The 16,132-nt window shown below is 58.1% G+C and carries 18 protein-coding genes and 1 pseudogene; 12 read left to right on the top strand and 7 right to left on the bottom strand.

Annotated features, from left to right (window positions below; all coding sequences use genetic code 11):
• Positions 1–133: 133 nt before the first annotated feature.
• The 3 genes from C438_RS02845 (at position 134) to C438_RS18885 (ending at position 1,950) form a co-directional block, all read left to right on the top strand.
• A complete protein-coding gene (locus C438_RS02845; protein ID WP_004967747.1) occupies positions 134–472 on the top strand; it encodes a hypothetical protein in 339 nt (112 codons plus the stop codon).
• 74 nt (positions 473–546) lie between these two features.
• Positions 547–1,476 carry a hypothetical protein gene (locus tag C438_RS02840; RefSeq protein WP_004967746.1) on the top strand — a complete coding sequence of 310 codons (930 nt, stop codon included), beginning with the start codon at positions 547–549 and terminating at the stop codon, positions 1,474–1,476.
• Between the two features lie 66 nt (positions 1,477–1,542).
• Positions 1,543–1,950, top strand: a complete 408-nt coding sequence (locus C438_RS18885) for an SWIM zinc finger family protein (RefSeq protein ID WP_004967745.1) — start codon at positions 1,543–1,545, stop codon at positions 1,948–1,950.
• 37 nt (positions 1,951–1,987) lie between these two features.
• Here the strand turns inward: C438_RS18885 and C438_RS02835 are convergent, their stop codons facing one another.
• Positions 1,988–2,173: a hypothetical protein gene (locus C438_RS02835; RefSeq protein WP_004967744.1), complete on the bottom strand. Its 186-nt coding sequence runs from the start codon at positions 2,171–2,173 to the stop codon at positions 1,988–1,990.
• Between the two features lie 380 nt (positions 2,174–2,553).
• Here C438_RS02835 and C438_RS18880 point away from each other — a divergent pair, with 380 nt between their 5' ends.
• The 3 genes and pseudogenes from C438_RS18880 (at position 2,554) to C438_RS02830 (ending at position 4,911) form a co-directional block, all read left to right on the top strand.
• Complete coding sequence (locus C438_RS18880) at positions 2,554–3,492, top strand: transcription initiation factor IIB (protein WP_004967743.1); 939 nt, start codon at positions 2,554–2,556, stop codon at positions 3,490–3,492.
• A 161-nt stretch (positions 3,493–3,653) separates the two neighbouring features.
• Positions 3,654–3,959, top strand: a pseudogene (locus C438_RS20225) (AbrB/MazE/SpoVT family DNA-binding domain-containing protein).
• A 385-nt stretch (positions 3,960–4,344) separates the two neighbouring features.
• Positions 4,345–4,911 carry a TATA-box-binding protein gene (locus C438_RS02830; RefSeq protein WP_004967742.1) on the top strand — a complete coding sequence of 189 codons (567 nt, stop codon included), beginning with the start codon at positions 4,345–4,347 and terminating at the stop codon, positions 4,909–4,911.
• A 400-nt stretch (positions 4,912–5,311) separates the two neighbouring features.
• Here C438_RS02830 and C438_RS02825 read toward each other — a convergent pair whose 3' ends face one another.
• Positions 5,312–5,692 (bottom strand): putative zinc-binding protein, encoded by a 381-nt coding sequence (locus C438_RS02825; RefSeq protein ID WP_004967741.1) that lies wholly within the window; start codon positions 5,690–5,692, stop codon positions 5,312–5,314.
• Positions 5,693–5,849: 157 nt separating this feature from the next.
• Between C438_RS02825 and C438_RS02820 the strand changes: the two genes are divergently transcribed.
• From C438_RS02820 to C438_RS02795, 6 genes are all read left to right on the top strand, one after another.
• Positions 5,850–6,269 (top strand): SRPBCC family protein, encoded by a 420-nt coding sequence (locus C438_RS02820; protein ID WP_049917694.1) that lies wholly within the window; start codon positions 5,850–5,852, stop codon positions 6,267–6,269.
• A 99-nt stretch (positions 6,270–6,368) separates the two neighbouring features.
• A complete protein-coding gene (locus C438_RS02815; protein ID WP_049917700.1) occupies positions 6,369–6,650 on the top strand; it encodes an iron-sulfur cluster biogenesis protein NfuA in 282 nt (93 codons plus the stop codon).
• Between the two features lie 140 nt (positions 6,651–6,790).
• A complete protein-coding gene (locus tag C438_RS02810) occupies positions 6,791–7,087 on the top strand; it encodes an Htur_1727 family rSAM-partnered candidate RiPP (RefSeq protein ID WP_049917693.1) in 297 nt (98 codons plus the stop codon).
• A complete protein-coding gene (locus C438_RS02805; protein WP_049917692.1) occupies positions 7,087–8,295 on the top strand; it encodes a TIGR04347 family pseudo-SAM/SPASM protein in 1,209 nt (402 codons plus the stop codon). The genes C438_RS02810 and C438_RS02805 overlap by 1 nt, the downstream gene beginning before the upstream one ends.
• 90 nt (positions 8,296–8,385) lie before the next feature.
• Entirely contained in the window at positions 8,386–9,108 is a 723-nt protein-coding gene (gene ric / locus C438_RS02800; protein ID WP_049917691.1) for an iron-sulfur cluster repair di-iron protein, read from the top strand.
• A gap of 175 nt (positions 9,109–9,283) precedes the next feature.
• Positions 9,284–11,044: a cbb3-type cytochrome c oxidase subunit I gene (locus tag C438_RS02795; protein WP_004967735.1), complete on the top strand. Its 1,761-nt coding sequence runs from the start codon at positions 9,284–9,286 to the stop codon at positions 11,042–11,044.
• Positions 11,045–11,462: 418 nt separating this feature from the next.
• Here C438_RS02795 and C438_RS02790 read toward each other — a convergent pair whose 3' ends face one another.
• The 5 genes from C438_RS02790 to C438_RS02770 all read right to left on the bottom strand — a co-directional run bounded on the left by C438_RS02790 (position 11,463) and on the right by C438_RS02770 (position 16,132).
• Positions 11,463–11,996 (bottom strand): nitrous oxide reductase accessory protein NosL, encoded by a 534-nt coding sequence (locus tag C438_RS02790; protein WP_193363622.1) that lies wholly within the window; start codon positions 11,994–11,996, stop codon positions 11,463–11,465.
• A 116-nt stretch (positions 11,997–12,112) separates the two neighbouring features.
• Positions 12,113–13,015, bottom strand: a complete 903-nt coding sequence (locus C438_RS02785) for an ABC transporter permease (RefSeq protein ID WP_049917690.1) — start codon at positions 13,013–13,015, stop codon at positions 12,113–12,115.
• A complete protein-coding gene (locus tag C438_RS02780; RefSeq protein WP_004967731.1) occupies positions 13,008–14,000 on the bottom strand; it encodes an ABC transporter ATP-binding protein in 993 nt (330 codons plus the stop codon). The genes C438_RS02785 and C438_RS02780 overlap by 8 nt, the downstream gene beginning before the upstream one ends.
• Complete coding sequence (nosD, locus tag C438_RS02775) at positions 13,987–15,366, bottom strand: nitrous oxide reductase family maturation protein NosD (RefSeq protein ID WP_004967730.1); 1,380 nt, start codon at positions 15,364–15,366, stop codon at positions 13,987–13,989. The genes C438_RS02780 and nosD overlap by 14 nt, the downstream gene beginning before the upstream one ends.
• A 7-nt stretch (positions 15,367–15,373) precedes the next feature.
• Positions 15,374–16,132, bottom strand: coding sequence for a hypothetical protein (locus C438_RS02770; protein WP_004967729.1), 759 nt, complete (start codon positions 16,130–16,132; stop codon positions 15,374–15,376).

The raw sequence follows: 16,132 nt of genomic DNA, 5'->3' as shown, positions 1-16,132 counted from the left end.
GAATCCGAACCGGAGGAAGTGTCGCACCTCGCATAGCGTCGATCGAGAGACCCGTCGGGACTAGCGCGCCGTGGTTATTTTTGCGCCCGTGATGGGTGCGGGCTGAAGACACAGTCCGTGTAACGTGATTTCCATGAGTCACCAACAAACAGAGTCTGACGTCTCGATCGACGAGATTCCGGTTGACCTCGACCTCGTGCATCGTTCGGAGTTCACCCGAGCCGACATTCCCGATGAAATCGAGTCGATTTCGTGGGACCTTCTGAGCGAACGGCCGCCGACGAATTCGCTCGTTGTGCTCAAAGCCGCTCGCTGGTGGTACATCCACGGCACAGGTGAGTCCGATCCCATGTACTGCTGGGCGATTGAGTGGGTTCGCCACCTCACGACTGGCGAGGCGACTGCAAGCGGCCTGTTCGGCGAGTGTCGACAGTACCTTCGGAGCCTCGAGTGCGAGGACACCGACCAGTAGGTCGTCTCACCTGTTTTTTGTGCGCCCCAGAGGGGTGCGGCGCGTCCTAGAGAGACGTGTTAGAACTGAAACCAATGGCAACAACGAGTTCCCCGTCGGTGTCGTTCGACGAGACCGACACGCGACACGATGAGATGCATCGCACGATCGAGCAGTGGCTTGCGGACCTCGCTGCCGACGTTGACGACGCGCAGGCCAGCGAGCAGTTCCAAGCGTGGTTGGACGTCCAGAGCGAGTTCCACGACTACTCCCACCGCAACACACTCCTCATCACCCTCCAATGCCCCGAGGCGACGAAAGTCGCTGGCTACCGGACGTGGCAAGCAGAGTTCGACCGATACGTTGAGGAAGGCGAGTCGGCGATCTGGATTTGGGCGCCGATCATCACGACCCAATGCCCCGAGTGTGGGAACGCACCGAGCTATCACGAAAACAGCGAGTGTGAGTACGACGAGACGCCACCCGAAGAGTGGTCGGAGGGCCTCGTGGGCTTCAAGCCTGCACCGGTTTTCGACATTTCGCAGACTGAGGGCGAGCCACTCCCAAAGCTGGATACGGCGGCGACCGGTGAGCCTGATACGCTCGTCGAGGATCTCACTCACATCGCGTCGGACCTCGGCGTGACCGTCCGCATCGTCGATCCCGACGAGTGGCGACATGGGGAGGCAAAGGGCGTCTGCCAGTCACGGAGCGTCCAAGATCTCACTCCACTCGTGGAAGTGAAGAATCGGCCGAACCGTGCCGATCTCGCATCGACGATCATCCACGAGTACGCCCACGCGATTTTGCACTTCGACATCACCGACGCAACCGAGCGGGCGAAACGCGAGGTCGAAGCGGAGGCCGTTGCGTACGTGGTCGGTCGATATCTCGGCTTAGACACGAGTGGGTCGGCGTTCTATCTCGCGGCGTGGCAGGGCGAGGAGACAGACGTGCTGCAAGAGCGACTGGGTCGGATTAGCGGGACGGCTGAAGAGATTCTCTCGACACTCGACGCGGTCTAACACTTCTGCTGTCCGGCGTAGTTTTTCATGCGCCCGAAGGGGTGCGCGCATTGCGCGCTGGCTACCATGACTCCTGTACTACCAGAGTCCGATCCACCTACGCGCGTCCTCAGGCGGGCGCAGTACGAGGCCTTCGCGTTCGAACTCCTTGATGGCGATGTCCGTGTACGCAACGAGAGCTATGCCGATCCGGACGTGCACGAGTACCGCGTTCGAATTCGGGATGGTGTGCCCGACTCGTGTTCATGTCCGGCTGACGCAGGTAGTGACGGTCCGTGTAAACATCGGGTTGCGGTCGCGATTCGCCCACGAATACTCGACCTCGCCATCCAGATGCGCGTCGTCGCAGATGGTGGGTCAACATCACGCGGCGATGACGACACAGCAGACCTGCCCTGCGAGTGTGAACAGCTCTCTGAAGCTCTTCCTTGTTGGAACTGTATCGACGCTGGGCGGCGTGACCTGTCTGAGTAGTCGTTGGTGAGAGTTTCGTACGTCAACCAGTCACTCGTCAGTCGTCGGACTGCTGGGACATAGCGTACGCACCAGCAAACTGCTCGCGCATCTCCCGACGGAGCAGTTCACTCATGACCTCATAGACGACCGGCTGCGGGTACTTCTCGAGGAGGCGTTGGATGTCGGCTGCACATCTGCTTTTTTCAGTCGCAAAGTTCGCGGTCCATGGTGAGCTACTCATACAAGATAGTTATCTGTTGGTTCAGTTAATTGTTTGCCTGGTGAGAATTCCTACTCACGATGTCCACGGACCGTGGCCTGCAGAGATCGACTGATACGACTGTCGAGTGTGCGAAACGCGGTGGGCACGAGGCCCACGAGGGAGTTATCAAGGGGTGGGCGCAGATGGGTTGGTACGCGATTCCGCACCCGCTGCAGAACAGGGCGCGTCTTGTGTGACACGACGAGCCTGCAACGCTAATCGGCCTGCCATCATGTTTGGCCTTGTGGTTCAGTCAGTTAGTGACCTCCAGCCGAATCAAAATTGTTCGAGACAGTAACGGCGTTTTTCGGCCCCTGACGGGTGCGGGGCGCAGCGAGATGCGTCGCGTGGTGTTCGAGATGGCGACACGAGATGTCTACGAGCGACAGTTCGACGAATCGTGCGGGAAATCCTGTGGGGACGCCTCCTGTCCGGAGTGTGGTGGACAGGTCATTACGGACGCTGGTGAACGGCGGTGCCAGTCGTGTGGGCTCATCATCGACGGCCACGGCATCGACCGCGGTCCCGAGTGGCAGTCGTTCGAACGTGACGAGCGCAAGCGAGTGGGTGCGCCGCGAACGCCGACGCGACACGATCACGGCCTCGCGACCGAAATCGGCCGGCACGTCGACGCGAACGGGACGCCGATCCCGGGCGAGCGCCGACAGCAACTCTCCCGACTCCGTACCCAGCACAGTCGGAGTCGGTATCAATCGAGTCGTGAGCGACGGTTGGCTCACGGTTTGGACGAAGTCCGGCGGCTTGCCGGCGCGCTCGACCTCCCCGACAGCCTGCGTGACCAAGCATGCCGGTGCTTCCGGTCCGCTCAACAGGCGGATCTGTTGCCGGGGCGGTCGATCGAAGCAGTCGCGGCTGCGAGCGTCCACGCGGCCTGTCGATGTGCGGGGCTTTCGCGGACGCTCGGCGAAGTCGTCCCACTCGCACGGGTGGCTGAATCGCGTGTCCGGTCAGCGTACAACGCCCTTAATACAGAGTTGGGGCTGCCTGCGAAGCCCGTCACACCAGTCGAGTTCGTTCCGCGAGTGGCGGATGCGCTTGATGTGACGGACCAGATCCGGCGACGAGCACGGTCGTTAGCCGAGGCATCGAGTAGTGAGTGGGCTCATCGGGGCGCGAATCCGCATACAGTCGCTGCAGCGTGTGTGTATACTGCTGCGGCTGAACGAGACTGGCCGCTCACGCAGGCGCGTGTTGCGGCCGTGAGCGATGCCTCAGTTAAAACGATTCGAACGCACCACCAGACGTTGTGTGGGGAGGATTGGGAACGTCAACGCTGAGAGCAAAGATCACGCGTATCTGAGCGAAGATCGAGTCGCTTGGACTCCTCGGCTGAGTATCCGAGTTTTCTCCGGAAACGATGGGGTGTGTTGAGCACCAACTCGATTGTTATTCTGTAGTGTGACGACACACTAGAACTAAATGGTGCTAGTGGTTGGTCATGGGCAGCGAATCAGCAGACGCTGAGAGCAAGGTGTCTGGGAACCTAGTGATGATTCCAGCTCGGATTCGCCGAGAACTGGGAATCAACGATGGAGACCAGCTCTGCTGGCACCTCGAAGAAGACGGGTGTATCCGAGTCTGAGTTGCCCAACAACGAAGTGGAACGGTTGCAGATTTCGATGGGTATGACGGCGACAAAGCAATAGCGGGAACCGAAGACCACAACAGGTGGGCTGTCGGTAGATGCTACGGACCCGTACTCTCCGAACTAATCACCTGTTGCCTAAGTCAACTGTTCTCCTAGCGGGAAATCTCTACTAACACAGTCCGCGAACCGTGACTCGCAACAATCCAATAACACGGGTATCGGGGCACCAAACGCGGTGGGCGCGGTGCCCACGAGGGAGTTATCAAGGGGTGGATGCGGGTGGCTCGGTACGCGATTACACATCCATGACAGGCAGGTCACGTCCTGTGGAACATGACGGGCCTGTAGGACACACTTCATCCGCAATCGTGTTTGATGTTGTGGTTCATCTCTCAAACAGGCTACCAACCAGAGAAAAGACTGTCTGCTACAGAAGACCTCAGCAGGATTCAGTATGTATTTTTTGCTACGTTTGGCTGTCCTCTGAGAAAATCTTAATTCACACAGTTGTTTAAGTAGTAGTATTTAGAATATAAATATAATGTCTCACGAAACACGCCTTGAGTCTCTCGAGATTCAAAACGTGGTTGCATCAAGCGCCATCGGTCAGGAATTGGATTTGGAATCGCTCTCGAACGACGTCACCGGAGCGGAGTTCAATCCGGATAATTTCCCGGGACTCGTGTATCGAACACAGGAGCCAAAAGCAGCGAATCTGATTTTCCGGTCTGGCAAAATCGTGTGCACTGGTGCGAGTAGCATCGACGGGGTCAACCGTGCATTAGATCAGGTATTCGAAGAACTCGGTAGCCTTGGAATTCCAATCGATAACCGGGAAGAGGCGACTGTGCAGAACATCGTCTCGAGTGCAGACCTCGGAACAACTCTCAATCTGAACGCACTTGCGATTGGTCTCGGGCTCGAAAACGTCGAGTATGAACCCGAGCAATTCCCTGGCCTTGTCTATCGGATCGACGAGCCGAACGTAGTGGTCTTGCTGTTTGGATCGGGGAAGATAGTCATCACGGGTGCGAAGAAAGTGGAGTTTGCACGTGAGGCAATTCAGGTCGTGAGCGACGAGATTGACTCGCTTGGGCTACTCGGCTGAGCATCGGATTCTGTAGTCTCGACTGAATCCCCGTATTCGGTCCAAGGAGTGATATTGCATGAGTTCAAGCAGATCACGGTTGCACATGACTTCGATTGTCCCAGCCACCACCGTGTGATGTATCCATTGTTTATTCTTCTTAAGCAGAGCCCCGCGTCGTTTACCCTACACGAACTGGTTCGGACCAATATATTCTATCACGCATTTCGAGAGAGTACTTGTGCAAACAGTATCATCTACCGTCACCCACCTCGGGTTCTCAGTTCTTTGTGGTACCGTTGGGTTTGTGCTCCGGGGAACTGAAGGTGCGATCCTCGGAGTTCTTGTCGGATATCTCCTCGGAAAGTTACTGCAGAGTTTCTATTGGATGCTTACGGGTAACCACCCGACGTAACTCCGGTCATATCGTCGCGTTCATCTCTTCGACTGACTCAACGAGCACCTCGAACATCTTGTCTGCCTGCTCGTTGTCGTAATCGACGTGATATTCTTTTGGAACTCCCTCTTTAGCGAGGTTGACGTGCCGGTCTGGCGTGACGTCGTGGTGCCCAAGACTTTCTCGTGCACACTCAAGCGGGCATCCATCGATCACCAGCATCGGCCGCCCTGACGTCGCAGTATTCACGAGTGGGGCGACGTCACCGCCCACTCCGGCGATACAGGACATCTCTGCGAGTCGTTCACGGTCGAGTCTGACGGCGAGGTCGTTCGCCATCTGTGCCGCGCTTGAACACCCAGAACACGAATAGACTAACGGCAGATTGTCGTACTCTTCGGACATCACCACGACGTTTCGGGACTCCCTCTAAAAGCGTTCTCCCGAACGCCGTTCGCCCCGGCGAATCGTATAGTGTACTGTCGTCTAAAGCAGACATCGGGCAGGTCAGTCTGGCTCTGGTATCGTCGAAGGTATTAGTCTACTCATCCATGAGGAACGTATGCAGACAGTCACCGTCAGCCGAACGATAGCCGCATCACCCGAAGCGGTCAGTCGAGCGATGCACGACCTCGTCCCGTTCATACGGGCATCGGGATTCGACTCGGTCGACGTCGACGACCGAGATATTCGGGTGTCGAACAAGGTCGGGCCCGCCGAAATCACACTCCACTTGAAAGTCGTAGACGACGCGGATCCCGAGTTGGCCTACGAACAGCGAAAGGGAATCTTCGAAGAGATGCGAACGAGTTATCGACTCGAACCTGTCCCCGAGGGTGTAGAGGTGACAGCGACGACCGAGTTCGCACTTGATGTCGCTCTTATCGGTGAGTTCCTCGACTCGACTGTGATTTCTCGACAACGAAGGAAGGAACTAGAAGCGCAGTTCGATCACCTCGAAGAGGCAACTGACCACTCCTGACCTGATATCGAAACCAGTGGCCGGGTGATTTGGTCGCCGAGCGACTGACAGAATATGTTCGGCCAAACCTCCACCACCCCCTGCGGCGTTTTAGTCGGTATGTGTGCAGAAACGCTCGATACCCGAGACGGTGTCGAGTCCGACGACGAGTCCCTCGCCGATGAAGTCGTGACCTTCCTTCGAAAGAACTTCCCACAGATTGCGATGCACGGGGGGAACGCGGCGATACGAGACATCGATCCGGACACCGGCGAGGTGTGGATACAACTGTCGGGAGCGTGTGGGGGGTGCGGAATATCCCCGATGACGTCGCAAGCGATCCAACGCAACCTTCCGATGGACATCGACCGTATCGAGCGAGTTCACATCAAGGTCCTCTGACTCACAGACTCGACCGCGGTTTCTGGCGTCCGAACTAAGAGTCTCTTTGAAGCGAACTGTGGCCAACGTGCGTTTCGCCAACTGATTCACCGAACATCATCGGGGGAATCGTGTTCATCGTCTATCCCGCAGGCGTAGATATGGTAGAAAAGCCACAGCGTTTTCGCGTCGGCGACAAGCCACGTGATGCTGTCGAGACAGAGTGGGAGGTGTTCGTTCGTGATGAGGACGACTCTCCGCTTCGACACGCAGGGGGTATCACCGCGCCATCTCTCGAAATCGCCTACGAACAGGCCACGAAACTGTTCGCGTGGTACGCCGTCGACATCTGGCTCTGTCCCGCAGACGGTGTTGCGCGGTTCTCGACGCACGACCTTGACGACGACGCCGAACCCGTCCGTATCGAAACCGGTGGGGAAGACCGCTCTTTTGAGTGATGATATCGATTAGTAAACTTCTCTGTGACGTCGGTGCCGAAGGCGATGGTCTCCGATACGACGCAGCATCCGAGACCTCCAAACCACAAATAACTGAAGAAAAGCAGCGTCGTCCGGTCGTCGTCTGGAACCTCACGAAGCAGTGTAACCTCTACTGTGCACACTGCTACGCAGCGGCCGACACGGAAACTGCCGACGGCGAGCTCAGTACGAGCGAAGGAAAGCGACTGTTGGACGACCTCGCGTCGTACGGGATTCCAGTCGTCTTGTTCTCCGGCGGTGAACCCCTCGTCCGCGACGACCTCACGGAGTTGGTCGAGTACGCGGCCGAGAGCGGGATTCGGCCAGTTCTCTCGACGAACGGAACGCTCGTCACGCCCGAGAAAGCGCGAGAACTTCGTGATGCAGGCCTCCAGTACGCAGGAATTTCGGTCGACGGTCTGCGGGGACGGAACGACGACTTCCGGGGGAAAGACGGCGCGTTCGACGCTGCCCTCCGTGGAATCAGGGCCTTCCTCGATGCGGATGTCAAGACCGGGTTGCGGTATACGATCACCGAGCGAAACGCACCGGACCTCAGAGACGTCGTCGACCTCCTCTACGAAGAGGGAGTCAACCGGTTTTGTTTCTATCACCTCGACTACGGCGGCCGCGGGGCCGACATCTCGAACGTCGACCTCACGCCGGGGGAGAAACGAAAGGCGGTACGACGACTCTGCGATATGACTCGTGAGTACCACGACCGAGGTCACGATATCGAGACACTTCTCGTCGGGAACTACGCCGACGCGGGGTTCCTCGTCGAGTACGCCCGTGAACACGAAGGACGGGACGCGGCGAAACGCGTGTACGACTACCTCGAACAGAACGGCGGCGACCCGACTGGTGAACGAATTGCTGACGTAGATTATCAAGGGAACGTTCACATGACACAATTTTGGCAGGGATACAGTCTCGGGAACGTCCGGGACCGGTCGTTCGGCGACATCTGGGACGACCAGACCAACCCACTTCTCGACAGAGTTCGTGCACGAGATGACTACCTGACGGGTCGCTGCGCGGAGTGTTGCTACCGAGACATCTGTCGCGGGGGTTCACGTCTTCGAGCACTTTCTGCTCACGACGACCCGTTCGCACCCGATCCGCAGTGCTACCTTCACGACGACGAGATCGGTATCGCTCCCTCGTTCGAAGCGAGCGGAGACTGAGTTCGGTCACGCATCTCCCGGCCGAATTTGTTCGGGCGAACGTCTACCTAGTTCGTACGATGATATCGAGACATAGGGTCGGTAATCACGATGACGAAATCAAAAATCTCCCCCAACCGTCAGGTAAGTTCGTTGGTCGAAGAGACACTCGCGTTCGCACACGTGTTTGAAGAGGTCGGAATTGATTACTGTTGTGGAGGTGATATCCCACTCGAATCGGCCTGTGAAGAAGCAGGTATCGACGTCGATGACGTTCTCGACAGACTCGAATCGGAACAGACCGAAACAAAAGACGAATCTGACGGATGGAATTCGATGTCGGAGCTCACAGACCACATCGTCACGGCTCACCACGACCGATTACGGGACGAGCTCCCCGCTCTCGAGGCACTCGTCCACAAGGTTACAGAGGTTCACAGCGACGACCATCCAGAACTTCAGGAGGCCGAATCTGAGTTCGTCGAACTTGCTGACGAGATGCAGACACACATCTCAGAAGAAGAGGACGAACTCTTCCCTATCGTCCGAAAACTCGAACGAGGGATGCCGCTTTCGGATATCGAAACCGAAACCATCGAGAACGAAATCGAGGGGTTCGAAGACGACCACCAGGAGACTGCCGACCGCCTTGACCGTATTGCCGAGTTGACCGACGGGTATGCTGTTCCGTCTAGCGCCTGTGCAAGTTACCGGAGTATGCTCGACCGCCTCGAATCGTTGGAACGTGAGACTCACCTGCACGTCCACAAAGAGAACAACGTCCTGTTTCCCGCTATCGAGTCGCTGGTAGCGAAAACCGGTGTTGAACTATAGATACTCAACTCAGTTCGACTTTCTCTCGCTCCACAGTGTCAAAGAAGTATTCCCATTAGTTCGCCCACTCCGGTGAGTGGTCACGAACGGCAGCAACTACCGAGGTGTCCATTTCTCTATTCGAACATGTTCCCGATAATCACTATCTCTCCGTCTGAAAAACTGGCCGGGTAGTATGGAAGTCGAAACTGGCCAACTCGTGCTTACAGGTGTAATGGCCCTACTTTTGGCGGGGGTCGTCTGGTGGGTCTCGCACGTCAAGAGGCGGCAGTCTTACTCGGTGTCAGCCGGTGGGACAGCGACAGGTGTACAACCAGCCGAGCGGGTGGAGAAACCGAGCGGACTCATTCGCTGGTTGACGGCCGTCGACCACAAAGACATCGGTCTCATGTACGGGGTATTCGCTCTCTTTTCGTTCGCGTGGGGTGGTATCGCCGTCGTTTTAATGCGTACAGAACTGTTGACTCCGTCAGCGGACTTCCTCGGACTCGGCTTCTACAACGCACTGATGACGACACACGGGATTACGATGCTCTTTCTGTTCGGGACCCCGATGCTGGCCTCCTTCTCGAACTACTTGATTCCGCTTTTGATTGGAGCCGACGATATGGCGTTCCCGCGCGTCAACGCGATCGCGTTCTGGCTGTTACCACCGGGGGCGTTACTCATCTGGGGTGGATTAATACTCGAGCCATTGAACGTCGGAATTCAAGGGGCTCAGACCGCGTGGACGCTCTACACGCCGCTTTCAGTTCAGCAGACGAACCCCGGCGTCGATCTCATGATTCTCGGACTACACCTAACTGGAGTCAGTGCGACGATGGGTGCCATTAATTTCGTCGCGACGATATTCGCAGAACGCGACGAGAAGGTCACCTGGGCGAGTTTAGACATCTTCTCGTGGACGGTACTGGTCCAGTCCGGACAGATCATCTTCGCGTTTCCGCTCCTCGGGAGTGCACTCGTGATGTTGCTCTTGGACCGGAACTTCGAGACGTCTTTCTTCAGCGTTGAGGCCGGCGGCTCGATTCTCTGGCAACACCTCTTTTGGTTCTTTGGTCATCCCGAAGTATACATTCTCGTCCTCCCACCGATGGGCCTCATAAGCTATATCCTTCCGCGCTTTTCGGGCCGCCGCCTCTTCGGGTTCAAGTTCGTCGTCTACTCCACGCTCGCGTTGGGCGTGTTGAGTTTCGGCGTGTGGGCACACCATATGTTCGCGACGGGTATCGACCCGCGACTACGGGCGTCTTTCATGGCCGTGTCTATCGCAATCGCGATTCCGAGCGCGGTCAAGACGTTTAATTGGATTACGACGATGTGGAACGGGAGTCTCAGATTAAAGACGCCGATGCTCTTTTGTGTTGGCTTCATCGCCAACTTCATCATCGGAGGCGTGACAGGCGTGTTCGAGGCGTCTATCCCTGTCGACCTCGTACTCCACGATACGTACCACGTCATCGCTCACTTCCACTACGTCATCATGGGAGGTATTGCATTTGCTATCTTCGCAGCAGTCTACTACTGGTTCCCGCTTTTTACCCAAAAATGGTACCAGCAGACACTCGGCAAGTGGCACTTCTGGCTTACGATGGTCGGGACGAACCTCACGTTCTTCCCGATGATCTTCCTCGGCTACGGTGGTATGCCTCGTCGGTACGGCAGTTACGACCTCACCGTTGGTCCCGTGTCGTACTTCACGGACCTCCATCAAATCGCTACACTCGGTGTGTACATCTTGGCCATCGGTCAGTTAATTTTCGTGTGGAACATCGTCACGTCGTGGCTAGAGGGTCCGGACATTGAAGACGGTGACCCGTGGAATCTCGACGATTACGGAATGGTTACGAACGAATGGAAATGGCTCGAACGGAAACGTGAGACGGTACTCCTAGACGGGGGGAGCGAGGAAGATACTCTAAAAGGCGAAGAGTAAGCTACCACGCCCTGAAGGGCGTGGCATTCAGTGCGGACTCTCGTTCTAACTGCCCAAGGCAGTGGATGAATACTCACCATCCACGTTCAACATCTCACTGTTCAAACGCACGCCTACGGGTTCGACTGATAGACTGAGAAAGGTACCACTGTCAGTGACTCCGATGGTAGATCTCGGCACGTTGTGTATCCCAACACGCGTCGGTACTGCTCGTCGTCGAAAAATACCAGACACCGAATTTCGATTCTGGGTCTGTAATACCTGAGTGAATGTCTCACGCAACTGGGAAGTACCGTTGGCACGGGAAGCCGAACCGAGGCCGTCGATTCGTGCGGTACTTCCAGCTGGTTCTTCGCCTCCGAGGTGGGAAGACTTGTCGCCGAATATGTTCAGATAGCCGGCGCTACCAGGTTGAAAGTCACCGTGAAAAATACGACGAGAGCCACTCCGGAGTCACTTCCCCAAGCCTCATTGTTTCCCCGTTGTGTTCGGTGGCGAACGATGAAGCTTCGTCAGCAGATGAAAACGGGTGGAGCTCCTTTCCCATTCCCCCATGAACGTCACTGTCAGCGACGTAGGTCATTTCACTTGCATCACCGAACGTATCTGCAGCAGTGTACGACGAGATGTACGTCTCTCCTCTCTCGTCGATGAGTTCGTAGTCCACAGATGAATAGTCAGTCACGTAGATGACTACGACCTCCCATCCCCTTCGCTCCTGGTCGAAGTGATACGGGAAGAGGCCCATACTCAACGTGTGGAACCACGCCGGGTTGTCATGACTCTCGGGAGCGTGGTTACGGTAGAACACCTGTCCGTTCGGGCCGAAATGCTCACCGATTACCATTCCCCCCTGGTCGTCTCGCTTCCCACCCGAGAGGTCGATTGGATCCGGAGCCGGTTTCCCGACAGAGTCAGTCCCGCCGAGGCACCCAGCGACCCCGGCGACCATACTCCCACCGACTGCCTTGAGGAGCCTCCGCCTGGTACTGTCGTTGTTGGTCACTGTCGTACAGTCGTCTGTTCGTTCGGCTACCGGGGTTTCTGGATAGTTTCCAACTTTGTTCATTAGAGGCTCCGTCGATGAATCAATTGTGCAGCGACGCTCACTGGAAGGACGACCCACGCCATCGCACCGCCGAGGAGAACTGTCGTGGAGAGAGCTGTCCCGGTGACGACTGCGGCCATCCCGCTCCCGGTCATCTCGAGACCGGAGAGGACGAACACGCGGAAGATGTCGATGGGGTTCGCGAGCACCAGACCCGTGAGCATGACGTTCGGCAGGTCGAACGCGGCGACGAGACCGAGTGCGGCAAGGTCGTGGCCGAAGACCAACCAGGCCCACACGAGAAGTGCGATTCCGAGCGCATGAGTCTTCTCTGCGGCTACAGTAGAGACAAGGACGCCGAGAGCGAGGAACACGAGTCCCAGCGTGACGGCACCGAACAGAACGTCCGCGTACAAACCCCACGGGACGGTGTCCACGCGGACGAACAGCACGAGGCCACCAAGGCCGAATCCGATGGCCGTCGCTCCCGCGAGGGATGCCGCACGGCCGAGGAACGCCCCGACGACAACCCGTCCACGAGAAACCGGGAGCGCGAACACCATGTCGAGCCATCCAGTCTCTTCTGCGCCTACGATGGTGTCGTATCCGTAGACTAGCGCCGCGAGCGGGACGAGATACGTTGCCAGCGACGCGAGACTGACGACGACGGCATCGACTCGGAACGGTCCGGCCGACGACCCGCCGAACCCGACAACGAGTAGCGAGAGGAGACCGAACAACGCAGTGAGTGCGAGCGTCCACCGACTCCGGAGTGAGAGTCGGTACTCTAACTGCGCAATCGTCAGCGTCTGTCCAGCGAACGCCACCACGGTTTGACTCGACGTCTCGAACGAACGGTCGGCGGCTGTCACAGTGCCGCCGCCGGGTTCAGTCGAGGAGTGTGCTGTCTGGTCTTCACTCATCGTGGCTCACCGTCCGTAGCTGCTCGGAACTCTCGGCGTTCTGTCTCGGTTGACTGTCCTGTTCGGCCTCCGAGAGCACCTGCTCGAAGACGCGTTCGAGCCCCGGTTCTCGAACATCGTACCCATCGATAGTGACGGCCTCTGTGAGTTCCGTCAGTAACTGCGGCACGTCCTCGGGGTCGCAGTCGACGAAGACCACGTCGCCATCGTGGTCAGTCGAGTGAACCGATGCGTCGAAGGCCGAGACGATAGTCTGGATACTGTCGGCCGACGCAGCGTCACCGAGACGGAGGCGAACGCGGACGTCGTCGGTCACTTCTCGTCGCAACCCGTCGATGTCGCCGACGGTGCAGAGTTGCCCACCGTGGAGGATGGCAATCCGTTCACAGAGTGACTCGATTTCAGTGAGGACGTGCGAGGAGATAACCACCGTGAGATCCGACTGTGCGTCGAGACGTTCGATGACCCGGTGAAAGTCCGCAACACCTCGCGGGTCGAGTCCGGCGGTCGGTTCGTCCAACAACAGGATACGCGGCCGCGACAACAACGCGGCGGCTAACCCGAGTCGGCGAGTCATCCCGTTTGAGTACCCGCCGACGCATCGGTCCGCCGCATCGGAGAGGCCGACGACCGAGAGGACAGCATCGATTCGACTTGCTGCATCGGGGAGACTGTGCATTCGCGCGTGGAATTCGAGCACCTCTCGGCCGGTGAGCGACGGCGGGAACCCGGCGTGCTCTGGTAGATAGCCGACGATACTGCGAAGTTCTGGACCGGCGGTAGCCACGTCGGTTCCTGCAACCGACACCGTCCCGTCGTCCGGTCGGATGTGTCCGACGAGGAGTTTGAATAACGTCGACTTGCCCGCCCCGTTCGTCCCGAGGAGGCCGAACGTCGACCCCGACTCGATAGCGAGGGAGAGCCTATCGAGCGCTGTAATCTCGCTGTACTTCTTTGTCACGCCGGTGACCTCAATCGCGTTCATAGTATCGTCTCCATTCTTTGTGGGGTGGGGTGGTCAGTGGGTGGTGGTCGACGACGCCCGGAACCTCGATGACGGGGAGCGAACTCTCGGCCAGCCGCAAGGCGTCGAACGCTGGACTCGACGCGAAGACGGTCGCCTGCGGATGTTCGTACGTTAACCGCTCGACGAGGCCCGCAGGCCTGTGTCGGATGTCGTTGACGCCGTCACCGTCGACGTCCGAGTCGCGGGTGTCGGACCAGTAGTTGCCCCGCGTGGTCCCGTTCCACTCTTCGAGTTCGCCGACGAGCGCGCGGACCTGTTCGTCGTTGTTGATGAAACTGTTCTCCGAGACGGTCGGACTCGAACTGCCGGCGGTGAAGTAGACGCCGACCCGGTTTTCCAGCACGAGATTCCCAGTGAGCGTGTTGTTCACCGAGTTGAACACGTACAGACCGTTTCCGTTCCCGACGACTTCGTTCCCCTTGACCACCGAGTGGTCGATGCGCTTGAGGAAGATGCCGTGCGCGCTTGTCCCGCTGTTGTTCACTGCAACGTTGTCGACGACGCGGATGTACTCCGAGAGCATAATCGCGTAGCCCGCGTCGTTATCGAACGCGACGTTATCGACGAGCGTGCAGTCGTCGGAGTACATGTAGTGGACGCCGTACCGGAGGTCCCACAGCGTGTTGTTCCGCGCGGTCACCTCGGACGCCCACGAGTAGTAGATGCCGTCTCGAGTGTCCGTGATACGGTTGTCGACGATGGTCACGCCGTCGCTCTTGAAGACCTGGATGCCGTTCCCGCGGTACGACCGCGGTTCGACTGAGTCGCGTCCGACGATGGTTGTGTTCTCGATTCGGGCCCCCGAGACGCCGTCGAGCCAGATACCGAACGTCGTCTTGGTCACTCGACTGTCTCGTATCGTGGTGTTCGTCCCGTTGACCCAGATGCCTGCGTCGTTTCCGGACGTATCGTAGCCGCCGTTGTACACCCACACGCGTCTCAGCGTGATGTCGTCGCCGTTGAGGGTCAGTACGTCACCGGTCCCGTTCCCGTCGATTCGAGCGGTGCGCCCAGGCGTCCCGACCAGCGTGACGTTCGACGTGTTGACGACGACGCGCTCGTCGAACTCACCGTCGAGCCGGATTTGGTCCCCAGGTTCGGCGGCGTCGACGGCAGTCTGAAGCGACGTATACGTCTCTCCACCGACCGTCGCGCTGCCGGACTCTGATGGCCCCTCGAACGAGTACTCGTCCGGGACCGGTTGTTCGAAGTCGACTGGACTGTCGGTCTGTGCGTGGGTGGGTGCCGTCGCGACGCCGACGCCGGCAGTGACGATGACGAGACCGGCGACGACCGCGAACAATCGACTAGCCGGGACGTTCATAGAGTACTCACCCTTGCTTCGATTTCACGTTCGTTCCATCGTTTGTGCCGGACTGACCGCCTATCGAGGTATTCCGAACCGACTTAATTCGACGCCGAATCGAGTCGATGGCGGTGGTGGCCGTCGCGTCGGTGTCGCGGTAGTAGAACGCGACGACGAGCAGGCCGATGGCGATGATGGACATGTACGCACCCATCCCTAGACTGGAGAAACTCGTGATGTTTGCAACCTCGTACTTGCCGACCAGCGGCGGTGTGAACGGGTCGACGCCGACGACGGGTGCTTCCGGGTCGAGAGCGTGACCGGTCTGGTAGAGGCGGTACTGGATGTCGACGACCATGACCGTGAACACGGTAATCGTCCCGACGAGTTGGTACAGCAGTCCACGCTTTAGCTTCTTGATAGTCGGTGCGATTGCGACGAACGCACCGCCGGCGGCGACGGCGACGAACGCAAGTGGTCCTAGCGACCACTCGGGAACGTCGACGGCTGCCGGTTCCACCTCGAAGTTCGGTTGCCAGTAGACCGGGTCCGGGTAGTAGAAACCGATATACTTGTTGAGGCGAGCCATCTCGACGTAGTCGCCACTGATGCGCGGGTACGCATAGAGGTGGAGACGGAGTACTTCGTTCGGGTACTGCGCGGCGTGGACGTTGATCGACCACATCGGGAACAAAAGCGCAGTGACGAATAACACCGCGGCTAACACCGGCAACCCCCGGCGCAGTTGGGCGAACTCGTCGAGACTCGGTGGTCGGTAGCTCAT

It is taken from the genome of Haloferax denitrificans ATCC 35960, from assembly GCF_000337795.1.
Taxonomy (GTDB): Archaea; Halobacteriota; Halobacteria; order Halobacteriales; family Haloferacaceae; genus Haloferax; species Haloferax denitrificans.
Note: the sequence above shows the minus strand (reverse complement) of the source record. Positions and strands in the feature narration are given on the sequence as shown.

Bases quoted from the DNA above. Each gene is read 5' to 3' on its own strand.
- C438_RS02845 (WP_004967747.1), top strand. From the start codon at position 134: ATGAGTCACCAACAAACAGAGTCTGACGTCTCGATCGACGAGATTCCG.
- C438_RS18880 (WP_004967743.1), top strand. From the start codon at position 2,554: ATGGCGACACGAGATGTCTACGAGCGACAGTTCGACGAATCGTGCGGG.
- C438_RS02780 (WP_004967731.1), bottom strand. From the start codon at position 14,000: ATGAACGCGATTGAGGTCACCGGCGTGACAAAGAAGTACAGCGAGATT.
- C438_RS02830 (WP_004967742.1), top strand. From the start codon at position 4,345: ATGTCTCACGAAACACGCCTTGAGTCTCTCGAGATTCAAAACGTGGTT.
- C438_RS02790 (WP_193363622.1), bottom strand. From the start codon at position 11,996: ATGGTCGCCGGGGTCGCTGGGTGCCTCGGCGGGACTGACTCTGTCGGG.
- C438_RS02805 (WP_049917692.1), top strand. From the start codon at position 7,087: ATGATATCGATTAGTAAACTTCTCTGTGACGTCGGTGCCGAAGGCGAT.
- C438_RS02820 (WP_049917694.1), top strand. From the start codon at position 5,850: ATGCAGACAGTCACCGTCAGCCGAACGATAGCCGCATCACCCGAAGCG.
- C438_RS02825 (WP_004967741.1), bottom strand. From the start codon at position 5,692: ATGTCCGAAGAGTACGACAATCTGCCGTTAGTCTATTCGTGTTCTGGG.
- C438_RS02785 (WP_049917690.1), bottom strand. From the start codon at position 13,015: ATGAGTGAAGACCAGACAGCACACTCCTCGACTGAACCCGGCGGCGGC.
- C438_RS02835 (WP_004967744.1), bottom strand. From the start codon at position 2,173: ATGAGTAGCTCACCATGGACCGCGAACTTTGCGACTGAAAAAAGCAGA.
- C438_RS18885 (WP_004967745.1), top strand. From the start codon at position 1,543: ATGACTCCTGTACTACCAGAGTCCGATCCACCTACGCGCGTCCTCAGG.
- nosD (WP_004967730.1), bottom strand. From the start codon at position 15,366: ATGAACGTCCCGGCTAGTCGATTGTTCGCGGTCGTCGCCGGTCTCGTC.
- C438_RS02815 (WP_049917700.1), top strand. From the start codon at position 6,369: ATGTGTGCAGAAACGCTCGATACCCGAGACGGTGTCGAGTCCGACGAC.
- C438_RS02795 (WP_004967735.1), top strand. From the start codon at position 9,284: ATGGAAGTCGAAACTGGCCAACTCGTGCTTACAGGTGTAATGGCCCTA.
- C438_RS02770 (WP_004967729.1), bottom strand. From the start codon at position 16,132: ATGAGCTACCGACCACCGAGTCTCGACGAGTTCGCCCAACTGCGCCGG.
- C438_RS02840 (WP_004967746.1), top strand. From the start codon at position 547: ATGGCAACAACGAGTTCCCCGTCGGTGTCGTTCGACGAGACCGACACG.
- C438_RS02810 (WP_049917693.1), top strand. From the start codon at position 6,791: ATGGTAGAAAAGCCACAGCGTTTTCGCGTCGGCGACAAGCCACGTGAT.
- ric (WP_049917691.1), top strand. From the start codon at position 8,386: ATGACGAAATCAAAAATCTCCCCCAACCGTCAGGTAAGTTCGTTGGTC.